Origin of the sequence: Xanthomonas cassavae CFBP 4642 (genome assembly GCF_000454545.1) — a bacterium.
GTDB classification, from domain to species: Bacteria; Pseudomonadota; Gammaproteobacteria; order Xanthomonadales; family Xanthomonadaceae; genus Xanthomonas; species Xanthomonas cassavae.
The window spans coordinates 2715066-2736162 of record NZ_CM002139.1; the positions used below are offsets into that span (position 1 = coordinate 2715066).

Below are 21097 nucleotides of genomic sequence, written 5' to 3' on the forward strand. Positions count from 1 at the left end.
GTTGTTCAGAGTTTCCCTAGTGGCGACTCGTACTGCGTCACGCCAAATGCATCGTCAATCCAGAAGAACTGAGAGGGTTCGTCAACGTTCCAACGCTCGACGATCTTGGCCGGGTCGGCCAGCTTGACTACCGATGACTTCCACTTGTCAGCCGCAGCCATTGCCAACATGGAAGCAATGGTTGTTTTTCCCGCTGCCGGTTCTCCGATGAGCAGCACAAATCCATGTTCATCGAGGGCACTGACCGCTTTCCGATAGGAATCCGTGATGACAACCTTGGTCAGGTCTTCCCGCAGCGATTCAAGAACGGCGCGCGCCTGCGCGTAGGCCCGTTCATCCAGGATTTGACTCAGGTCTCCCAGACCATATACACGGGGAACAAGCATCCGTAGGCGAGTGTTGTCCCTGATCTGGTCCTCTATCCAAGTAGACCCATATATCAGCACATGCTTGACTCCGACTTCGATCAAGTCCGCCCTAATCTGCGCCTCCTGCTTGGCAGATACACCGGCATTCGTCATTAGGACATAGACATCGCAAAGCCCATCAGCCGCCAGCTTGCGCACCTTGGGTATTTCGTCCGCGATGACGGACCTTGTGAGGAGCTGACTAGCCTTGCTTGAATACTTGCATTGAATGACAAACTTCCCGCTGAGCGTCTCACCCGTTGCCGGTGTCCAATTACCAGCAAAAGCGCCATCTCGCCCTGCGTCATTCGAATCCAGAAATGACTGCACGGCCTGCCCAAGCACTTCCCTCGCGATGGTGAGGCACAGCTGCTGAAAGCTATTCCATCCGAGACGGTGTAAATCGTACATATCTCCTCCTCAAACCGAGCACACGCAACCAAGCATAAAATTCAAGAATGATTGTGCCTGTCCACTAATCGGAAACGCACAGATCATCGGGACACTGAAGTGTCTCCTTCGCCGCAACAGGTGTGCAGGTGCCAACCAATGCAAGTGCCCACAGCAGCTTCATTGCAAATCCATCCATATCTTGCTCCCCTCATGGTAGTCGCGGCTTTTGCGTCACCGAGAAGCCGCACCAGGCGCTCTTCTCTTCGCGTCTTGGCGCCACGCGTGGAAGCGTCATCGCCGCACGCCGCAGCGTGAAGCTGCCAGCGCTGGCGGTCAACGTCAACGGGCCTAATCAACCCCACGGAAACCCACGACTTTGGCTTTCCCTGTGCGCGCTCTTCGGCACGACCGCGAGTTGCTACGTTGATTCCGATAGCGGAAAAGGCAGCACCTGGAATCGGATTGAAGCCACGCCCCGACTTTGAGCACAGACTGCACGAACACCGTACCGCCCGTTCGGGCAGCAATCCGAACGCATCTCACCGCCACCCAGGCCAGTGCCCAGGCAGCCCTTCACCACCCTTCTGGAAGCGATGTATTCCGCCGCGACCGGATCCTGCCATTGAAGGAGCCACTCTGATGACACACCTCCGCCCCGCCGCCTCTTTCGGCACCGAAAGCTGCGCACCACGCCCATCGCGGCCGTCGTCATCGCCAGCGTGTTCACCCCGCCCAACGCGGCAGCGCAAGCGCAGGCCACCACACCCGCACCTCCCACGGCCCTGCCCACCGTGACCGTGACCGAGCAATCCGATCCAAGGCAGCGCAGCTCAACCGGGACAAAAACCGACACGCCTTTGATCGAGACGCCCCAGTCCATTTCCGTGATCCCTGCCGATCGCATGACAACGCAAGGCGTGACCAACGTGAAAGAAGCGCTCAGCTACTCCCCGGGCGTGATTCCCACGCGCTTCGGCGCCGATTCGCGCTATGACTGGATCTCGCTGCGCGGCTTCGACGCGTATGCGCCGGGCTTCTACCTGGACGGCATGCCGCTGCGCAACAACGGCAACTGGGGCATCTGGCCGATCGAGAGCTACGGCGCGGAGCGCATCGAACTGTTGCGCGGCCCGGCCTCGGTGCTCTACGGCCAGAGCGGTCCCGGCGGCCTCGTAAACGCGGTGAGCAAGCGCCCGACGGCCGAGCCCCTGCGCGAGGTGCAGGTGCAGGTGGGCGACCACGGGCGCAAGCAGATCGCGGGCGACTTCTCCGGCCCGCTGCGCGAGGACGGCACCCTGCTCTACCGCCTCACCGCGCTCACGCGCGATGCCGAACTGCCAGCCGGCGGCATGAAGGACGACCGCACGTTCATCGCGCCCTCGCTCACCTGGAAGCCTTCAAGCGACACCAGCCTCACGCTGCTTTCGCAGTTCGGCCGCACCCGCGCGGGCGTGTTCTCGCGCACGCGCCCCGCCGTAGGCTCGCTCGTGCCCACGGCCATCGGCACGTTCATCCCGAGCGGGCTCTTCGCCAGCGACCCGACGCACAACCGGTTCGACCTTGACACCTCGATGGTCGGCACTCTGTTCGAGCACCGCATCAACGATGCCTTCACCGTGCGCCAGAACGCGCGCTACAGCCACCTCGACGTGGACTACAGCGCCGTCCAGGGCCGCAATTTCATCACCGTGAACCCCGCCAACCCGCGCGATCCGGCCAACTTCACGACGCTGCGCCGCACCGTGTCGGGCAGCAACGAGCGCATCCGCGCGCTGAATCTCGACAACCAGCTGGAGACGCGCCTGCGCTCGGGCGATGTGCAGCAGACGGTGCTAGTGGGCCTGGACTACCAGCGCACGCGCATCGACCAGACCAGCTACAGCGGCGGCTCGGCCAGCTCGCTCAACATCTACAACCCCGTGTACGGCGGCGCGGTGCAGATCCCGGCCCCGTGGTACGACGGCGTCGCCACGCTGGCGCAGACCGGCTTCTACGTGCAGGACCAGATCAAGTGGCGCGACCGCTGGCTGCTGACCCTGGGCGCGCGCTACGACCGCGCCAGCAGCGAGGTGGACAACCGCCTGGACGGCAGCCACACCAAGATCTCCGAAAGTAAGGCCACCAAGCGCGCCGGCCTCACCTACCTGGCGCCGAACGGCTGGGCGCCGTACGTGAGCTACACCGAGTCCTTCGTGCCCACGGCCACGCGCAATCCCGCCACCGGCCAGCCGTTCAAGCCCGAGACCGGCCGCCAGTACGAAGCCGGCGTGCGCTACCAGCCCGAAGGCGGCAAGCAGAGCTATAGCGCGGCGATCTTCGATCTGCGCCGCAAGAACTACCTGACCGCCGATGACAACTTCGTGCCGCGCCAGACCGGCGAGGTGCAGGTGCGCGGGCTCGAACTGGAAGCCTCGGCCGAGGTGCTGCCCCGCCTGAACCTCGTGGGCTCCTACACCTACACGCCCACGGCCGAGATCACGGCCAGCAGCACCGCGCGCGAGATCGGCAAGCCGCTCACGGCCGTGTCGCGCAATGCCGCGGCGCTCTGGGCCGACTACCGCTTCCCGAACCGCATCAAGGTGGGCCTAGGCGCCCACTTCACGGGGTCGAACTACGGCGACCTGAACGCCGCGCCGGGCAAGGTCCCGTCCTTCACGGTGTTCGACGCGATGATCGGCTACGACATCGATCGCTGGACCTTCGCGCTGAACGTGCGCAACCTGACCGACAAGACCTACATCGGCAACTGCGACCAGTACGGCAGCTGCTACTACGGCGACGAACGTCGCATGATCGCCACTGCAACCTATCGATGGTGAGAAGCAGATGCCGGCCGCGCCGCCGGCCGTAACCTGCAGGGTGCGAGCCCGGTGGATCGAGCATCCACTGGGCAGCCTCCGAAATCATCACCCTGCCGCAATACGGTTCTGCTGCCGCGCCTATTGCCTCGCACTCATGCATCCCTCGGCCGCCATGATGGCCCGCTGGTCACGAATGACGGCCGAGGCTCGCATGACGCTCTACACGACGGACTATCTGGAGTACTACCTCACCCTCGTGGGCTGGATCGTCCAGAACGGCGTCTGGAACATCCTCGTCGCGAGCGGCGCGTTCGCCCTGCCCTTCGTCGCCATCGTGGTCCAGGAATGGCTGCGGGCGCGGGGAGAAGGCGCGGACGAAGGCAACAAGGGCGTGCTGTCGGCCGCCCGCATCGAGAACCGCGTGTGGGCTGCCGTCGTGGTGATCCTGTTCGCCGGCATCCCCTTCATCGATGTGGATCTCCAGACGATCCAGTTCGATGCGAGCCGATCCAAGCAGTGCAAGGTCGATGTGGCGACACCGCAGGATACGAGGTGGTCGCAAGCCTTCACCACGCTCAACAACCAGAGTGCGCGGGTGCCGGTGTGGTGGTTCTTCATGCATGCGATCTCCAAGGCCGTGACCGGCGCGGCCGTTGCGGCCATCCCCTGCGGAACCGACCTGCGGCAGATGCGCATGGACATCGACAGCACGCGCATCGACGACCCGGTACTGGCCCAGGAGATGGCCGACTTCACCCGTGACTGCTACGGGCCCGCACGAGCGAAGCTCTTCATGGGACGGCCCGAGCTCTCGGAGGCCCAGATGGACGATGTGACCTGGATCGGGTCGAGCTATTTTCTGGGCACAGGCGGCTTCTACGACAGCTACCACTCCCAGACACCCCGTGCGTCATGGCCTTACGACACGACCCGCGATGCAGGGCTGGCGCAATTACAGAACGGCGGCGGCTACCCTACCTGCAGACAATGGTGGAGCGATGGCGAGCGGGGTTTGCGCAGCCGGCTGCTGGCCCAGGTGGACTCCGGGCTCCTGGCCCGCGTGGGACGCTGGGCAAGCTTCGTTTCGCGGCAGCAGGCCGACGACGCGATCATTCGCGCCATCGCCGCGCCCCGCCAGCAAACGATGAACCAGGGACAGGCCTATGCCGACTACGGTGGCCAGGTGGACATGACCCTGCCCAATATCGTCACGCGAGGTGCGGCGGATGTGGGCCTCGCCGCCGGCTCTGTCGGGTTCTTCCCGGCCATGGACGTCGTGCGCCAAGCCCTGCCGATGGTGCTGTCATTCCTCAAGATGGCCATGGTGATCTGCGTGCCGCTCGTCCTTTTGTTCGGCACCTACGACCTCAAGGCCGTCGTGACGATGAGCTGCGTGCAATTCGCACTTTTCTTCGTGGACTTCTGGTTCCAACTGGCTCGCTGGATCGACAGCACGATCCTGGATGCCCTTTACGGCTGGAGCTCACCGCACAGCAACTTCAATCCATTGCTGGGACTTAACAACGCGTTTGGAGACATGCTGCTGAACTTCGTGATGGCAATGATGTTCATCGTCCTACCCAGCTTGTGGATTGCCGCTTTGGGCTGGGCCGGTGTTCGCGCGGGCAACATCGCTCAGATGCTCACGACTGGCACTGAGGGTGCTCGATCCGCCGGGGGCAAGGGCGGCGACATCGGAATCAACGCAACGAAATCTCTACGGTAGCAATGGTCGCCATAGTCACGATTCCTCTTCGTCGCCTGGATCAATCCGGACTTCGCCTCTGTACAGGCCATATCCTGCGATGCCATCTCTCCACCGAGCTTCCTCTGTGGTGTCAAGCACATCAATGTGTGTGGCGAGCCAAATGACGGCCACTGCTGTAACCAGCACAACACCCAGCCAGAAGGCTGCATAGAGCAGGACTCCGACCACCAGCAGCAGGACACAGGCACCCACGCCTTTCGCCAAACCGGCAGGTACCCCTGCGGCAATCAGCCTTTCCGTGACCTGCTTGCTCCGAAAGGTCAGCCAGCACCATGCTCGTCCAGCCGCCCGCCCCGCCCTGCGGCTTAGTGTTGTTTTCGGCTGCGAAATCGGCATATGGTGCCCTCCTGCAGTTCCTCGAACTCAGACGTTGAACGGGTTCCGAATCGACAGGCTCTCTTCGATGATGAGGCCGTGGTGCATGTCCTCGGAATAGAGAGTCTGGCATCCCTCAAGGGTGGCCGCCGCCACGATGCACGCGTCGTAGAACGATAATTGGTGCCGCTCCGCAAGTTGGCGCGCACGGTCATGCGCATCGACCGTCAGAGGCACTATCTTGCAGAATGATCGCACCAGCGCAAGGAATTGCCCGACTTCGTCCCAGCCCATCTTGAGCTTGCGCACGCAGACGTGGGTCACTTCATTGAGCACCTGGACGCTGATGACGGGCCTGCGCTGCAGCAAGGCCTCCGCGCCGTCCGCCTTCACCGCATCCTCCGACAGCAGGTAAAGCACCACATTGCTGTCTAGGAACACTTTGCCCTTACCCGCGGCCATTGGCCTCGTCCCGGTTGAACTTGAAGTCCGCGGGCAACTTGCCCCGGAAGGCACGCAGCCGCTCCAACATGGCCTCCGGCCCCGGCTTCTTGCGCACCGCAAACAGACGCGGTTCATCGACGACGATCTCGATATCATCGCCCTCCCGCAGTTCCAGCGCCTCCACCAGACTCGACGGCAGGCGCACTGCCAGACTGTTGCCCCACTTCGCGACTTGCATGGCACATCCAAAGATATACAAAACAATGTATATCCTACACCTCTAACGATCTGGCGCAACCAGCTTGCTCAGTATTCGCGCAAAAGGGGCAACTCCGCTGCAAAAAGGGGAACGGAAGGGCCATCAAGGGGAAAGGCCCTACCTAGAAAGAGAAAAGGTTGCCTGCTCTGCGCTGCAGCATCCAAAACAGTGACGCATGCCACGGAGTCAATCCTGTTAGCAGCCACACGCGCCGTCACGCACACGTGGCGGCCGACCAGGCCACGCGAGTCACTTGCAGCGCCTCAATGCTTGTGTACCGCAACGCAGAACATCCATAGCGACCAACCGCGCGCGTGCATTCGGCAATCTAGCCCGATTGCGCTGCCACCGAGTGCGCCTCCCGTTTCGAACCTGATATGGCGGTACGGTCTACTTCATGCAGCCTGCCTGCACGAAGCTCCAGTACCCGGTCTGCCGAGGCAATGGTCTCGGGTCGATGGGCAATGATGACGCGGGTTATTGTCAGCCGGGCCAAGGCAGCATTGACTTGCTGCTCGCGATGCACGTCAAGATGACTGGTGGCCTCGTCCAGCAGCAAAATGCGAGGCCTCTTGTAGAGGGCCCGCGCCAAGACGATTCGCTGCTTCTGGCCACCGGACAGCGAGGAACCCATGTCGCCGATCAGCGTGTAGTACCCCATCGGCATCGCCACGATGTCCTCATGCACGCCTGCCAATCGTGCGACTTCCTCCGCACTGCCATCCGCCGGCCCATTGTCGAACATCCGGATGTTGTCCAGGATGGAACCATTGAACAGTTGATCGTCCTGCATCACTGTGCCCACCATCGCACGCAACGCGTGCTTGCCGATTTGCTGCAGGGTACGCCCACCGACGAGCACTGCACCCTGCTCGGCATCCAGCAGCCCGACAACCACCTTGATCAACGTCGTCTTGCCGCAGCCCGAGGCGCCTGTGATTGCCACCGATTCTCCGTCGCGCACCTGCAGGTTGCAGTGGTCTAAAACCAGTCCTTCACCGGAACCATAGCGGAATGAAACATCCCGCAACTCCAGTCCGTGATCCTGTGGCTGTGCGGGATCTTGGGCATGAAGCCCCTCTTCCGGCGTCTCTAGCACGATGTCGGCCAAACGCTCGGCGTGCAGATCCAGCATGCGAAACTCAGCCAGGTAGTCGGCCAGCGCTCCAGCACGGGTGGTGAACTGGTAACTGAACACGAAGAACGCGATCAGCATGCCCGCGGTCAGTGCCCCCTCAAGCACCATGGATGCACCAATCCACAGGATGAGGACACGCTGCAAGTTGAAGGCCACAAACTTGAACATGTCCAGCAGGATCGCCAACCGTTGTACTTCGATCTCCCGGTTCAGCGTGTCCACCGCCTTGTTGGCATATAGGCCTGCGTGGATCGCGCCACGGTTGTTTAGGCGGACGGCCTGCATTCCGCGCATCACCTCAAGGAAATGTGACTGCTGGAGCGCTTGCGACATCAAGTGTCCGTGCTGCGCCTCGCGCATCCAACCGAAGGACAACACCTTTGCCAGTGTGTAGAGGCAGAAAGAAACCACCGTGATCACGGTCAACAGCGGCGAATACAGCAGCATGAGCACCAGCGTCAGCAGCGCCATCACCCCATCAAGAAGGCCCTCGATGAAGCGGCTCGTCAGCGTCTTCTGGATGTCGGCGATGGAGCTGAAGCGGTTCTGCAGGTCACCAAGCTGGCGGCGCTCGAAATAGCGCTGCGGCAACGATACCAAGTGGGTGAACACGTTGACACTCCACCCGTAATTCAGGCTGACGCCAAGCCGGGCGACGCACCAACTCCGCAACGCGCCGACGCTGGCGTGCAACACCATCATGATGAGGAAGCCCAAGCCCAGCAAATTCAGCAGGTCGCTGTCCTGGAAGGGCAGCGCAACGTCGGTGATCACCTGCACCAGCAACGGCGCCAACAGTGCCATCGTTTCCAGGCAAAGCGCCAATAACGCCAGCACGCCCAGAGAACGCTTGATGCCGCCCAGGTTGCCGGTCAACCGCAGGATCCCGACGCGTGCAGGACGCAACGGCGGCTTGAACTCTGCTATCGGCTCCAACTCCAGCGCGATACCGGTGAAATGCCGCGAAAATTCGGCGTGCGAGAGCTCGCGCCGGCCATGCACCGGGTCATGGATGACTACGCCATTGCGTCGACAGGCCCAAAGCACGACGTAGTGCTCCATGTCCCAATGAACGATGCAAGGCATCCGCAGTTCCTGCAGGTCTTCCGGCTCAAGCCGAAGCGCCCGAGAACGCATGCCAAGCGCGGCACCGATTTCCATCAAATGACTCAGTGTCGTGCCGTTGAGCGACAGAGGGAAGCGACGCCGCAGTTCCGATAGGTCACTGTGCCGCCCGTGGTATGAGGCGATCATGACCATGCAGGCCAAGCCGCATTCGATGGTCTCTGTCTGCAGGATGACCGGCAGGCGCCTGCGCCAGCCAAAGCCAGGCACGGCGCTCATTGTGTCAGCCCCCCGAACACCCAGCGGTACATGGGACGCCGCTGCGTCAGCAGACGGACATCAACGATCATCCCTGCGGAGAGATATCGGCCATCTGTGCGGTCTGCCGGCGATACTTGTATCTCCACTCTGTACAGCCCTCTCTGCGGCCCATTTCTTGGCACCCTTGACACATCCGTGACTACACCACCGTCCCATTGCTGCGTGCCACGGGGCAGGGCTCGGTAATGCACACGGGCGGCCATGCCCGGATTGATATCGGGCACGGCGGATTCGCTGACCCATGCCTGCACGGTGCCCTCTCTCCCGTTATGCGCCAGCACTTCGCCAGTGGCAGTCAGCGATCGCCCGTAAGGCAGTGCCAGGCCGACGCTCAGCAGTAGAATGGTCGACGCGATGCCTGCGGCCACCAGCAGCCGCAAGGACCGCGGCGTAGCCATGCGAACCGCGCCAAGGGCATGTCGCGCGCTTCGGGCGGCCACGGCTTCTTCCCTGAAAATTCCCATCGCCCCTCCTTACTCTGCATCCATCAGGGAATAACGCGTCAGCCGACGATGCGGCCATCGCTCATGTGCACGCAGCGCTGCGCCATCGCGGCGAAGTGTGCATCGTGCGTCACCATGCATAGCGTCACGCCTGCAGCGTGTAGTTCTTGGAGCATGTCCATCACCATCGCACCACTGCGCGAGTCCAAGTTACCGGTGGGCTCGTCCGCCAACACGATCGAAGGTTCGCCCACCAGGGCGCGGGCAATGGCCACACGTTGCTGCTGCCCACCAGAAAGCTGCGCCGGCAGGTGCTTGGCGCGGTGGGCCATCTCCACCCGCTTCAGCGCCGCCATGCCGCGTTCGCACCGCTCCTTGCCCGGCACCCCTCCGCGAAGCTTCAGCGGCAGGGTGACGTTGTCCAGCACACTGAGGTCGCCGATCAAATTGAACGACTGGAAGATGTACCCGATGTGCCGGTTGCGCGTGCGTGCGCGGTCGGCCTCGAACATTTGCGCCACTTCCTGTCCGCGCAGCATATAGCTACCCGCCGTCGGCGTATCCAGAATGCCGAGAATGGACATCAGCGTGGACTTGCCGCAGCCGGATGGCCCCGTGATCGAGACGAACTCGCCAGAGGCGATGTCCAGTGCGACGTCGCACAACGCATGGGTGAGCGCCTCATCGGTCTGGAAGGTCCGCTGCAACCCTCGCAGGCGGATGACCGGTGACGCTTCGTTGGCTCGCTCAGTCCAGGCGCAGGCGGGACTGGTCATCGTAGGCACTCATATCGGAAAGGATGACGCGATCGCCCTGTTTCAATCCACCCTTGATCTCCACGAAACGACTGGATTCATGGCCGATCGTCACCGGCACGCGCTGTGCGATGTCGCCTTGCACCTTGAACAGCCGGGCTTGGCTATCGCGTTGCGCATTGACGGGAGTGCGTACGAACAACACGTCCGCCAAGCGCCCTAGCGTGATCGTGCCATCCACGGAGAGGTCGGGACGTGCGCCAGGCACTAGCGTGTCGCTAAACGCAATCCGTACCTTGACGGTTCCATCCACCACTTCCGGGTCGATGCGCGACAGGGTGCCGGCCATCTTGCCGTTGCGGGTATCGACCAAGGCGGCCTGGCCTGGCTGCAGGTCGCGGGCCTCGGTCTCGGGGATCCGCAGTTCAGCCTCCAGTTCTTCCGGGCGCGAGACGAGTGCCACCTTGGTTCCTTCGGGCACCTGCTGCCCTTCCTCCACCAGCACGCGCTGTACCACACCTTCCACGCCAGCCCGCACTCGCAGGGCGTCGACCTCCCGTCGGCGCAGATCCATTGTGTTCTTCAGCTGCGACACCCGCAACGTATCGGACTGCAGGCTCGCCTGCGCGTTTGCGTCGATCTCGGCCACGCGTGCCTTCTCGACCTGTTGGCGGCTGATCAACTGCGCCAAGTCGATCTCAGTCTTCTGATACTGAATGCGGGGGATGACGTCCTTGTCCAGCGCCATCCGTTCGATCTTTTCCTGCGCCCGCGCAGCGGCCAGTTCGCTTTCCACCTTGCCCAACTCGGCGCGTGCCTGCAGCGACTGCACGCGCAACTCGGTTTGCTTGACCCGATGGTCCAGCACCGCAGCTTGGTACTGCATCTCGGCAGCAAGGTAATCATCTTGCACACGGCCGTTGTGCAGTTCGAGAATCACGGTATCGGCCTTCACCCGGGTTCCGGGAAATACCACGATGCGTTCCACACGCACATCCGTTTCGGCCGTGAGCCAACGAGTATGACGTGGCACCAGGTTGCCCGTTCCGCGTACGCTGAGCAGCATCGGGCCCCGCTCCACCGTACCGATCAGCACGTTCGAGCGCGGCACCACTGCATCTTTACGGCCAGCGACCAACACCACTACGGTGATCGCCGACAACACCGCCACGATCACGGACAACACGACGATGCGCTGACGCCTGCGCCGTGCGCCTCCCCCAACACGCTGCTCATCCATCTGCGGTACCGTCATGCCGCATCATTCGTCCCCACCCATGCGCACCGTGCCCTTGCCGTCACGCTGCTCGAATATGAAGCGATAGGTGAGCGTTACCGGCTCGGCTCGCGAAGGCGACTCACCGCAACTGCCATATGTCGTGCGCTTGGTCTCTAGGTCCGGGAACAAGCAGCGCAATCCTGGCTCGAAACGCCACATTGCAACGGCCGAGCGGGCCGCCTGCAACATGAGGGGATCGAGCGAAGCACTCGTAGGGCAGCGCGGCGGCTGCTCAAGAGGCGTGCTCGCCGGTACCCGGCCGTCGGCTCCAACAACCACCTGCAAACAGACGGTGCTCGGCGGCAGGGCCTGTCCGAGCAGGGATGGAGGATAGGCGGGGGGCTGATTTCCCTCATCCTCCAAAGGAGGAATGAACGACTCGTTATCGGCCAACACCATGCGATGGCTGGCGACCAGTTCATCACTGATCTCGTTCATTCCGACCTGACCACCGCGCGCCGGGATGGGTGGCGGTTCGCCCCCCCCGCTGGCGCATCCGCCCAGGGCCAAAGTAAGACACACAGCAAGCAGCACATCACGCATACGCAATAGACTCCTCATAGTCACCCTTGGTAGGACAACACGCCACTTTCAATCACCGATGCCCTGAGTTGGGCCCACAGCCGCCTACCGGCCTCAGTGAAGTTCGTGCACGCATCGAGCGCGCGCATGTAGTGGCTTTCGAACCAGATACGCTGCATGTCGCGCCGCCCTATTGCCGCTTTGTCTAGCATGTTTGTACGTGCGAGATGCTGTTGGAAGAGTAGAACATTTCCCACCGCATGCGCACCTATGATCACCCGCCCCATGGTTTCATAACTTCGCTTGAGCGGTGAATAGAAGGCGGCTTCCTGGTCTTCGCGCAACAGCGCGGCCACCATGAGGAACGCGGCCACGTACTGTCTGGAAGCCTCTTGCACGATCAGCTCAGCGCAATGCACCGGATCGTCCGGAGGATCGAGTGCTAACAGACCGGGAAAGGCACTGCTGCCGTGTACTCTCGCATCATTCAGCCCTGGCCCTGCAAGCAGCAGGTAGCCGGCAAGCCCACCCCGCACCCAATTGAGATGTTCATCGCCTGCGCTAGCGAGCAGCGCGTGTGCCGCCTCGACGCGCCGAACCGCGGCATCGATCGCCGCCTCATCCGCAACCGGGAGTAATGGCCCACGCTGCTGGTCAGGCCATGGAAAGCCATGCGAGGCATTGCTCACCCCTGTGCGAACGACGTAGAAGCCTTGGTCATGACCGATATGTCCCACTGGCCACGCACGCTGAATGCTGTCATTTTTGCAGAGCATCCACCTGCCTGCGTGTGCCTGGAAGGCATGTTTGCTGCGTGCATCCTGCACGAGCAACACTTGCCCGTCGGCGAGTACTGACACCGCACCTTCCACATCGATCAGGTAGCCATCCAGAAATACCCGCCCAGCGCCAACCAGTTGCGCGCTGAACCGACCCTGCTGCCCGCACGCGAACGTCGCAATGGCCCACTGCAGTGCGCCCTGGCAAAGCGCAACCACTTGCTCTAAAGCCGACTCCACAAGCCCAATCTCAGGCCGCCAGGTCGCAGTCTCCGGCAGGTCGAGTGCCTCAAGGGCTTCGGCTAGCTTCTCCTGACCTGCTCCGCGCAGGCGCGCTGACAGGCGCACCCGCGAAGCGGCCAACCGGGTGGCCGCCAGGACACCAATGATGTCCGGGGCGCTTGAGTGGGTGGCACAGGCAAAATCTTCTGCCAGCAGACCCAACTCATCCATGCTCTGACCCTTGCTCACATGCACTAAGCATTTCGCTCGGCGGACGGCGGTGCATCAGCGACTCGCGAACGAAGAAGGTCGCCAACCACTTCTCACCCGCCAACACCGGCGCGCCCGCGTGCAGCGTCAACGAAGATGGATCGGGATGAGGGTAACCGAAGTAAAGCGCCGAGCCGCACTGCGGAACCACATCGATCTCCACATCGGAGAACACGGTCGTGCCACCCGACTCTGGGACATTGAGGTAGAGAAGCATGCTGCCGATGCGATTGCCACCCCGCTGCAGCAGTGCCTCGGTAGCAGACAGGCCTATGTCGAAGTAGTCATGGTGTGGCACGAAGTCGGCCCCCGCACCGTAGCGCACCACTTGAATATGCTCCAGATAATCCACCGGCCATTCCAGCAGCGCCGCGATCCGTCGCTCGATGGTGGCCACCAGGACAGACTCTTGCGGAGTGATGAATGTGCTCTGGCTGGTTCGGGTATAGCTGGCAATAGCGCTTGCGGCCCTGTCGCCTGTATTGATGATTTGCGAACGGGCCAAGCGCGGTCGCGCCAGTTCGATCAACGCAGCGCATTCGTCAGGGTCCAACACATCGTCCAGCAGGATGAGCCTGGGCGCACGCATCCTCGCTATCAGCCTTACACGGCGGCCGTCCAGCACGATGGAGCCATGACTGCGCCACAGGCCGTCCCCAGGCTGTGCCTGCGACTGTGGCATTTCGCTTGGCAACGGCCATACCGATGGAGAGCTCATGGCGTCTCGGCTGCCTGCTCCGCAGCGACGGCGGCCCAGGTATTGTTCGGCCCGATGCTATTGCGTTCGTCGAACGCCCGCTTGGCGTACGGTCCACTGGCATCGACATAGTGAACAAACAGCTGTAGCCAGTAGCCCTCCTCCAGCGGCTCACGCCAATGCGGCACCTCGATGCCGCGATAGAGCAGCATGTCTCCCACATCCAGCAATACTGGCTTGTCCTCACTTTGAGAATGCACCCAGACCGGCCAGATCGACGCACCGGAGTAGCCTAACGTGAGGGTGGCGCTGAACTCGCAAGCATCGCGATCGGTGTGCCGGCGACGTCCCCCCAAGTTTGAGTAGCGCCTTAGTTTGGAGTCCAATTCCCTACCCCGAGGAGATTGGACGTGAAGAAGCGTTTTTCCGAAGAACAGATCATTGGCTTCCTTCGNACGCCGACGGCCTATGCCCAGCACCTGGCCAACAGCGATATCATCAACCCCGGACTCTAAACCCGACTGCTACTCAGGATGGGGGGACGTCGCCGGGTCAATGACGAACCACTTGTATAGAAGCGCAGAACGAATAAGTGGGCAGCAAACGTCGACCGGTCAGCCGCTCCAACACCGGCTGCAACTGAATGAGCATCGACTCGCCCAGCGCGTCGGCGTAACGCCCTAGCGACTGTGTAGGCTCATCGTGCGTAAAGTAGTCCGTGCTATTGAGATGCAGCAGCGCATATCGCTCGAACAACTGGCATATCGCGGATGGCAGCGCGCATGGAACGAGCAAGTGATCGCGACCTCCCAGGACACGGACGTCCTCGACAGAGGATCCAGCGGAAAGATTCAACTCGCTGATCTGGGCATTCATGCAATGGGCTCCATTGGTGTCATGCTCTGGGGTTGGTCGCGGAACCAGATCGTAGCGATCCACTTCTCGCCCAACATTACCGGTGCGCCGCTATGCAGCGCCAGGTCCTGCTCGCTGGCCGTTGGGAAAGCAAAATGAACCGCGGTGCCAAGGTTCGCGATAATTTCCAACTGAGGATCGGCAAACACCGTCTCCCCGCCTGCCTGCGGCGTATTGAGATAGACCAGCACCGTCGCTACGCGTTGTCCACGGCGCCCCAGATGCGCCGCCGATGACGGATCGCGTACATCGAAGTAGTCCTGATGATTCTCAACACCAGTGCCCGGCGTGTACCGAACCACCTGCACTGGCTCGGCGCAGCATGCATCGCGGCCTGCCAGAAGAGCTGCGCGCGCCTCAAGCGCACGCACCTCCGCGCTCTCGCTGGCGGCGAAGTACATGCTGTGGCTGGTGCGCGCACGCGACACGTGACCAGCACCATCTTTGGCGTCCACATCGACCACTTGAGACGGAAGCAGGCGAGCGACGGAAGCATGGATAAGTGATCCTGCTTCGGCCTCGTCCACGAAATCCCGCACTACGGTGAGATCCGGCCCGCGACAGGAAAGCATCACGCGCACGGTACGGTCGCCGAGGTCACGAGACGACGCCAGGCTACTCCGCGAGCCGCCGGCATCCAAAGGTGCCCTGGAACCAGAGAGCGGCAACACGGCTTCGCGCGCAGAAAAGCGATGAAAGCCACTGGCCACCAAAGTGGACATGGATTCCTCTGGACTGATGCCCGCAGCACGCTGCTCGGCCACCCACGCGTTGAGGCAATGATCCAGCTGCTCAGGCATGAGCCACCTCCGCGACGGCGGCATTGGCATGGCGATCACCTTCCACCAACGCGGCCTGGATGGCGTCGTACAGGCGTTTCAAGACACTGCAGTACACCGAGCGGTTGTTGAATCCGGCGTCACTGCTGAAGCGGTGTTCCAACTCGCCGCCCCGGCAGATCGCTTGGTGCCTGCAGCCCATGCACTGATCAGGCAAGGTTCGGTACGCGCGCTCGATCTCCCTCATGATCGGCTGGTTCATCCATTGGCGAAAGCTGGCGGTTCGCACGTTGAAATGCTGCTGCGTTCGAAACCATGCCACGGCCGCCATGTAGGAGTCGTTCAATGCCATATCGCCGTCACTGTGGATGACCAGATTGACTGCCGAAATATCCAATGCCACCCCACGGCGATGCAACGCGATCCGGTGCAGAACATCGCTGAACTGTTTCACGTAGACATTGTCCTGACCGGTCAGCAACCAACGCTCGAACATTAGGCACAGCGCGTCACCGAACCTGTCGATCTCCACGCTGTCTGCGCTGAGGCTATCCCAGCTATGGTCCGGCAACAAGAAGTTCAGCAATCCCACGCCCAGCGTATCCACGAAATGATCGTAGATGCGCCCATAGTCGAAATCGGGATTGAGTACCGCGATCAGGCTGATCGGCCGGATGTGTTCCTCCCGCGCAGCGCGCTGCAGCCGGTGCAGGGTTCGCTCGATCCGGTCGTAAGAACCGCGCCCTTTGTGATCGAGACGATGAATATCGTTGTAGTCCCGAGGACCATCGAGACTGACTCCTATGTGCACATCGAATTCGCGCGCGACCTGCAGCCAGTCGTCTGACAGGTGCACGCCATTGGTCTGGGTGATGAGATGCAGCACGCCTACCCGGGGTCTCAGCTTTTCCACGATCTCCGCGCACAGCGCGCGGAACGCTCGAGGATTCATCAAGGTAGGCTCGCCGCCATGGAAGGCAATTGCCAACTCACCGATATCATAGTCCTCCGTTGCCTCGACCAGCCGCGCGATAGCTTGTCGCGAGACGTCGCTGCGAAGCAGCGCCGGTCGCTCATGCACATCGGAATAGGCGTCGGCATAGTAGTAGCAGTAATCGCAATTGAGATTGCATCTCTCCGACAGTTTCAGATTCACCACCAGCGAGGAAATACGGGGGCTTTCCGAAAGCACTTCCATGCGGCCACTCCTGCTGTCCGACCGGTACTCGTGTGAGAGCCAAGCCTCTGCGCCATGTTTCTTGCGCATGCGGCGCCTACCGGCGCCGCATGCAGGTCAGTTCATCAAGCGATGTTCGGCTTGACCGGGGTCGGTGGGCCGACCTTCACGAATGCACCGGCAGCGGCGATATCACGCGCCTCCGACTCCGTCAACACGCGCATGGCAAGCTTGCGTGCGGCTTCCTTACGATCAACAGCGCTCTTCTTCTCATCATTGGACATGCTTATCTCAACTCCTTCTTGAATGTTGCCTAGCCGGCAACGGGCATCCGTGGTAGCACGGAATTGATCAGGTCTTGGCTCATTCACCACGCAGGGCCTCCATCGGCGACACCCGTGAGGCTTGCAACGCCGGTACCAGATTGGCTACCGCGCAGACTAGGCCGAACAACATCAGGACAATCAGCATCAACAACGGATCGAAAGGATCGATACCGAACAACCTGTCCGAGAGCGATCGACCAACCAGCAGCGCAGCAGGCAGCGCGACCAGTGTGGCTGCGGCGTACAGGCGAGCGCCCTCGGCGCCAACCAGGGCCAGCAAATGGCGACGATCTCCCCCCAACGCCAAGCGCACACCGAACTCGCGGGTACGGGATGCCACAGAGAAGGCAAGCAAAGCATATAGGCCCACAGCGGACAGGACCATAGCCACGCTCACCAAGAGCTTGAGCATCATGTTCAAGCGCAGCGCATCACCCAATGTCTCCTGCACGATCGCCTGCATGGTCCTGATCTCATGGAAGCGCAGGCCAGCGGCAGATCGTCGCAGCGGATGCTCCAGCATCGGTCGGACTGCCGACAACGGCAGAGATGTGTTGACGACCACCGAAACGCTGTCGGCTGGCATGTCTGGAAGCGGCCAGGGCGTTTCCATTGGCCGATAGACAGTGGCATATTCGTCACGCGAACGAAGGGAGCGCTGGCGCGCGACGCCGACCACGCCGACAACCCGATGGTCCCGTAAGCCTTTTGGCCCATTGACACTGACCAGACGACCCAACGGATCGCCGTCTCCCAAGTAGCGGCTCGCGAACGTGGCATCGACGATGATCGTCGGCGCGCCACCCCGCGTTTCGTCAGCACGGAAGCCGCGTCCCTGCAGCAGCGGCAGACCCAGTGCCCGGAAATAGTTTTGACTGACGAACACTTCGTAGGCGTTGATCTCCCGTGGACCACCGTCGCCATCCTTGATATGCATTGTCGCCAGTGACACGTTGTCGCCGAACGGAGCCGTGCTTGCCAAGGCGACCTCACGGATGCCCGGTGCATTTCCTACTTCATCCAGCCAAGCGGCCAGCGCCTGACGCAGCGGTCGGACATTGACGTCTATGGAGCGTCGGTCGGCACCCAACTGGCCGACCGATACCGGACCGCGGGCGAAGCCGATGTCTTCGGCGATGAGGTTGTCCGAGCTGCGGATCAGCAGTCCGGTGCCGAACACCAGCACCAGAGTGCAAGCGATCTGAGCGGCAACCAGATGACGACGCAATCGTGCCCCGCGGGCCGAGCCGGTCTGCCCATTGCCGCCCTGACGTAGCGACTGGGCCAGGTTCTGCCGCAGCAAGCCCGCCGCAGCGACGGTCATGGCCACGGCGATGACTGCCACCATGACCGCCATCGCGGCAACAGTCGCCAGATCCAGGCCTACATGCTGAGGCACGTTGGCCGGGAGCATTCCCGCTCGCTGCAGAAAGCGCATGCCCGGCGCCAGTAACGCTAACGCGCCCAATGCCCCCAGCATGGCCAGAAACAAGGCCTCGCAGGCAATCAGCGCCAAGTTTCGCGCACGCCTTGCGCCGAGCGCCTCCATCAGCGCGAACGTGTGCTGACGACGGATCACGCTGAGTGCGAAAAGATTGCACAAGTTGGCCGTAGTCACGGCGAACACCATCAGCGCGGCCAGCGACATCAACGTCAGAGTGAAGACCCGGTCGCCAACCCACAGAAAGCGCAAGGGACGGGCCGATGGAGTTGCTGCGACCTGCTCGACGATCCAGTCCAAGCGCCGGTCGGCCGCGAGCCTCCTGCGCATCTCCTGGGTGGCGTCGTCGCTGCTTTGCCCAGGCGCGAGACGGGCGATCGCTTTGAGGTCGCCGAACGATCCGGCCGCCTCGGCCGAGCGATCCTGCTCGCTGATCTTCATCGGCAGCCACAGGTGACGCTTCGCGTCCGGGAAGCCGCTGCCTTCGGGAACCACTCCAACAATCAGGCAGGATGCGCCCGAGACGTTCAGCCGCTCTCCTTCGGCAAAAACACGACCGAGGATTTGCGCATGAAAGTCGGCGCTTACCACAGCGCGGCAGGGTGCACCGATCCTCGTGTCGTCGGCGTTCAATAGGCGACCAGCGACCGGATGGATTCCTAGCAATGGGAATATGTCAGGGCTGACGGTGACCGCCGAGACACTGCCGATCATCCGTGCGGCGTCGCTGTATAGGGTGGGTTCGGAGGTTTTAAAGGCAGCCATGCGCTGAAGGCTCTGCCCCGGGCTGCCCGCAGTCTCCAGGAAGGGAACCGACCAGCCCAAATCCAGCCCCAGGGTGTCTGAGCGCAATTGGAGCGTCACCAGACGATCGTCTACCGGAAAGGGCAGTGGCTTGACCAGCAGGCCATACATGAGCGCAAACATGCACGCGTTGAGCGCGATTGCCAGGGTTGCCAGCGCCACGATGACCCACGCTTGTCGGGACTGTGCGGTTGCCACAGTGGCCGAGCGTGCACCCTTCACCAACAACGCCCGTGCACCGGCAACTAGGCTGGCATACATCCCGCGCATTCCACGGACAACATTACTTTGGCAACTCCCGTTTCCATTGCAACTATTGCTCCAAGGCTTCGCCGTAACGTGGGAACTCGTGTTAGTAGCGCTATGCAGACGAGACTACACGCGGAACTCCGATAAAACAATCACCCCCTTCCCCCACATCAAGCGTGGTGCACTTTCTAGGAATGGCCTTCAAAAATTCCCGGTTTGCGTTGCGGTCCAAGCCAAGCATCACGGGAAATCTCGGCATGAATCAATTTCCTCTGGGCTTGGACCCAATCGCCCAGGAAGACTCGCAATAAAGTTTTCCTGGGCGAGATGAAGCAGGCCGTTCTTCGGGGTGCCGAAAGGTCGCTTCGCTCAAGCCGAAGTACGGGCCCGCCGAGCAGGATCGGGATCTGCATCGCAGGCGCCACAATGGCGAACAGCGGCATGGATAGGTTGAAGTTCTGGATCGCGGCGCGCCGTCCGGTCGCTGTCGTAGCCACGCAGGTCGCACCACAGCTTGGGCAGCGCCCGTAAAACCGCCAAGTCCGCCTGCCGCGCCACCAGCCAACCCAGTGACCCTGTCAGCCACGCGACCACCCCCTGCGAATGCGCGGAAGCCACTTGGCCATCAACATCGCGGGGCACCACTGCACCAGAAGCGTTGAGAGAATCACTTTGAACAAGTCCATGGTGATCCACAGCAGCAGGGCCATGGTCAGCGGATCAGGAAACGTATGGAAGAAAGCATGGCAGCGGGCAGGCCAGTTGTCACAGTGGACAACGCAGTGTGACGCATGGAACCGGGCTCCGAAGGGCAAGAATGAACGACGATTGCCTCGGTGGCGAGCGAGCAGGGAGGGACCGCACTCTTGAGCGGCGGCTTTGCCCTTGAGACGCGTGGGCGTCAGGGCCTGTCGGATTGACTACCGTTAAAACGGTTTCGCAGTAAGTGAACTGCTGGTTTGCGTCAGTATCCTGCTGCGAGGAAAACAGCAAGGATCCAGCAAATCTCGTCGGGTAAGGCGAACGTACATCTTTGACGGCTACGGCTACGGCTACGGCTTCGCTTGCTGCTCATAGTCCGTCAGGTAGTGCTCGGGATTGCTCTGCCCGGAAAGGTACTCGTCGTAACGCACCCACGCAGGGTTCGGAGATCCGGGAACATAGAGCTCGCCGGCACTTCCACTGAGGATCAACAGCACATAGGGCCGGCCGTTGAGCTGCACCGTGTAGCGGGTGTCCTTCTCCGTCGCGCTGGTGGTCGCCAACAGAATCTTTTTGTCGATCGCGCTGTCGGAGTCCGTGACCTGGATCAACGCCTGGTTCTTCTCGCGCGGTCCGTACCGCAGCGTCCACGCCTTGATGCCATCCTTGGACGCGTAGGTCTTCACCTGAGTGGCGATTTCTGCACGCGGTGTCTCTGCGTGTGCGGATACGACGGCACCGCCGAACAACGCGGTAAGAAGCACAGCTGTTGCCGGGATTTGACGCAGACGATAACGAAGTTTCATCGATCTCTTCCTTGGTGGGT

The 21097-nt window shown here is 61.8% G+C and carries 22 protein-coding genes; 2 read left to right on the top strand and 20 right to left on the bottom strand.

All coding sequences use genetic code 11. The annotated features are described in order from the left end of the window. Window positions 1-5: 5 nt before the first annotated feature. Window positions 6-818 carry an nSTAND3 domain-containing NTPase gene (locus XCSCFBP4642_RS24705; RefSeq protein ID WP_200859698.1) on the bottom strand — a complete coding sequence of 271 codons (813 nt, stop codon included), beginning with the start codon at window positions 816-818 and terminating at the stop codon, window positions 6-8. A 773-nt stretch (window positions 819-1591) separates the two neighbouring features. On the opposite strand from XCSCFBP4642_RS24705, the gene XCSCFBP4642_RS0112040 reads away from it, so the two are divergent. Then, window positions 1592-3619, top strand: a complete 2028-nt coding sequence (locus XCSCFBP4642_RS0112040) for a TonB-dependent siderophore receptor (protein WP_228325814.1) — start codon at window positions 1592-1594, stop codon at window positions 3617-3619. 193 nt (window positions 3620-3812) lie between these two features. Continuing rightward, window positions 3813-5327, top strand: a complete 1515-nt coding sequence (locus XCSCFBP4642_RS0112045) for a conjugal transfer protein TraG N-terminal domain-containing protein (RefSeq protein WP_029220002.1) — start codon at window positions 3813-3815, stop codon at window positions 5325-5327. Window positions 5328-5342: 15 nt separating this feature from the next. Here the strand turns inward: XCSCFBP4642_RS0112045 and XCSCFBP4642_RS24710 are convergent, their stop codons facing one another. The 19 genes from XCSCFBP4642_RS24710 to XCSCFBP4642_RS24740 form a co-directional block, all read right to left on the bottom strand. Further along, window positions 5343-5705, bottom strand: a complete 363-nt coding sequence (locus tag XCSCFBP4642_RS24710) for a DUF3742 family protein (protein ID WP_033898310.1) — start codon at window positions 5703-5705, stop codon at window positions 5343-5345. Window positions 5706-5732: 27 nt separating this feature from the next. Continuing rightward, window positions 5733-6146 carry a PIN domain-containing protein gene (locus XCSCFBP4642_RS0112050; protein ID WP_029220003.1) on the bottom strand — a complete coding sequence of 138 codons (414 nt, stop codon included), beginning with the start codon at window positions 6144-6146 and terminating at the stop codon, window positions 5733-5735. Then, entirely contained in the window at window positions 6133-6366 is a 234-nt protein-coding gene (locus XCSCFBP4642_RS0112055) for an AbrB/MazE/SpoVT family DNA-binding domain-containing protein (RefSeq protein WP_029220004.1), read from the bottom strand. The genes XCSCFBP4642_RS0112050 and XCSCFBP4642_RS0112055 overlap by 14 nt, the downstream gene beginning before the upstream one ends. Window positions 6367-6715: 349 nt before the next feature. Further along, a complete protein-coding gene (locus XCSCFBP4642_RS0112060; RefSeq protein ID WP_029220005.1) occupies window positions 6716-8869 on the bottom strand; it encodes a peptidase domain-containing ABC transporter in 2154 nt (717 codons plus the stop codon). Then, window positions 8866-9375, bottom strand: coding sequence for a beta-barrel domain-containing protein (locus XCSCFBP4642_RS0112065; RefSeq protein ID WP_029220006.1), 510 nt, complete (start codon window positions 9373-9375; stop codon window positions 8866-8868). Before XCSCFBP4642_RS0112065 ends, XCSCFBP4642_RS0112060 begins: the two co-directional genes overlap by 4 nt. A 38-nt stretch (window positions 9376-9413) precedes the next feature. Further along, entirely contained in the window at window positions 9414-10130 is a 717-nt protein-coding gene (locus XCSCFBP4642_RS0112070; RefSeq protein WP_029220007.1) for an ABC transporter ATP-binding protein, read from the bottom strand. Further along, the gene (locus XCSCFBP4642_RS0112075) at window positions 10102-11286 is read right to left on the bottom strand and encodes an efflux RND transporter periplasmic adaptor subunit (RefSeq protein WP_160170371.1); all 1185 of its coding nucleotides are present in this window, start codon (window positions 11284-11286) and stop codon (window positions 10102-10104) included. Before XCSCFBP4642_RS0112075 ends, XCSCFBP4642_RS0112070 begins: the two co-directional genes overlap by 29 nt. A gap of 84 nt (window positions 11287-11370) precedes the next feature. Next, entirely contained in the window at window positions 11371-11931 is a 561-nt protein-coding gene (locus XCSCFBP4642_RS24715) for an energy transducer TonB (RefSeq protein ID WP_235048225.1), read from the bottom strand. A gap of 20 nt (window positions 11932-11951) precedes the next feature. Continuing rightward, window positions 11952-13142 (bottom strand): aKG-HExxH-type peptide beta-hydroxylase, encoded by a 1191-nt coding sequence (locus tag XCSCFBP4642_RS0112085; protein WP_029220010.1) that lies wholly within the window; start codon window positions 13140-13142, stop codon window positions 11952-11954. Then, the gene (locus XCSCFBP4642_RS24720) at window positions 13135-13899 is read right to left on the bottom strand and encodes a prolyl hydroxylase family protein (protein ID WP_084624498.1); all 765 of its coding nucleotides are present in this window, start codon (window positions 13897-13899) and stop codon (window positions 13135-13137) included. Before XCSCFBP4642_RS24720 ends, XCSCFBP4642_RS0112085 begins: the two co-directional genes overlap by 8 nt. Then, on the bottom strand, window positions 13896-14264 hold the full coding sequence (locus tag XCSCFBP4642_RS29195) for a hypothetical protein (protein ID WP_160170372.1): 369 nt from the start codon (window positions 14262-14264) through the stop codon (window positions 13896-13898). The genes XCSCFBP4642_RS24720 and XCSCFBP4642_RS29195 overlap by 4 nt, the downstream gene beginning before the upstream one ends. Window positions 14265-14430: 166 nt before the next feature. Next, window positions 14431-14754 (bottom strand): hypothetical protein, encoded by a 324-nt coding sequence (locus tag XCSCFBP4642_RS0112105; protein ID WP_029220011.1) that lies wholly within the window; start codon window positions 14752-14754, stop codon window positions 14431-14433. Further along, window positions 14751-15593 carry a prolyl hydroxylase family protein gene (locus tag XCSCFBP4642_RS24730; protein WP_160170373.1) on the bottom strand — a complete coding sequence of 281 codons (843 nt, stop codon included), beginning with the start codon at window positions 15591-15593 and terminating at the stop codon, window positions 14751-14753. The genes XCSCFBP4642_RS0112105 and XCSCFBP4642_RS24730 overlap by 4 nt, the downstream gene beginning before the upstream one ends. After that, window positions 15586-16770, bottom strand: a complete 1185-nt coding sequence (locus tag XCSCFBP4642_RS0112115) for a radical SAM protein (RefSeq protein WP_029220013.1) — start codon at window positions 16768-16770, stop codon at window positions 15586-15588. Before XCSCFBP4642_RS0112115 ends, XCSCFBP4642_RS24730 begins: the two co-directional genes overlap by 8 nt. Window positions 16771-16874: 104 nt before the next feature. Continuing rightward, a complete protein-coding gene (locus XCSCFBP4642_RS29200; protein ID WP_160170374.1) occupies window positions 16875-17033 on the bottom strand; it encodes a hypothetical protein in 159 nt (52 codons plus the stop codon). A 79-nt stretch (window positions 17034-17112) separates the two neighbouring features. Beyond that, window positions 17113-19581, bottom strand: coding sequence for an ABC transporter permease (locus tag XCSCFBP4642_RS0112125; protein ID WP_160170375.1), 2469 nt, complete (start codon window positions 19579-19581; stop codon window positions 17113-17115). Window positions 19582-19757: 176 nt separating this feature from the next. After that, complete coding sequence (locus tag XCSCFBP4642_RS28590; protein WP_152527264.1) at window positions 19758-20012, bottom strand: hypothetical protein; 255 nt, start codon at window positions 20010-20012, stop codon at window positions 19758-19760. Between the two features lie 135 nt (window positions 20013-20147). Continuing rightward, window positions 20148-20279: a hypothetical protein gene (locus tag XCSCFBP4642_RS30385; protein ID WP_266104102.1), complete on the bottom strand. Its 132-nt coding sequence runs from the start codon at window positions 20277-20279 to the stop codon at window positions 20148-20150. Between the two features lie 342 nt (window positions 20280-20621). Continuing rightward, window positions 20622-21077, bottom strand: coding sequence for a hypothetical protein (locus XCSCFBP4642_RS24740; RefSeq protein WP_029220015.1), 456 nt, complete (start codon window positions 21075-21077; stop codon window positions 20622-20624). Between the last annotated feature and the right edge of the window lie 20 nt (window positions 21078-21097).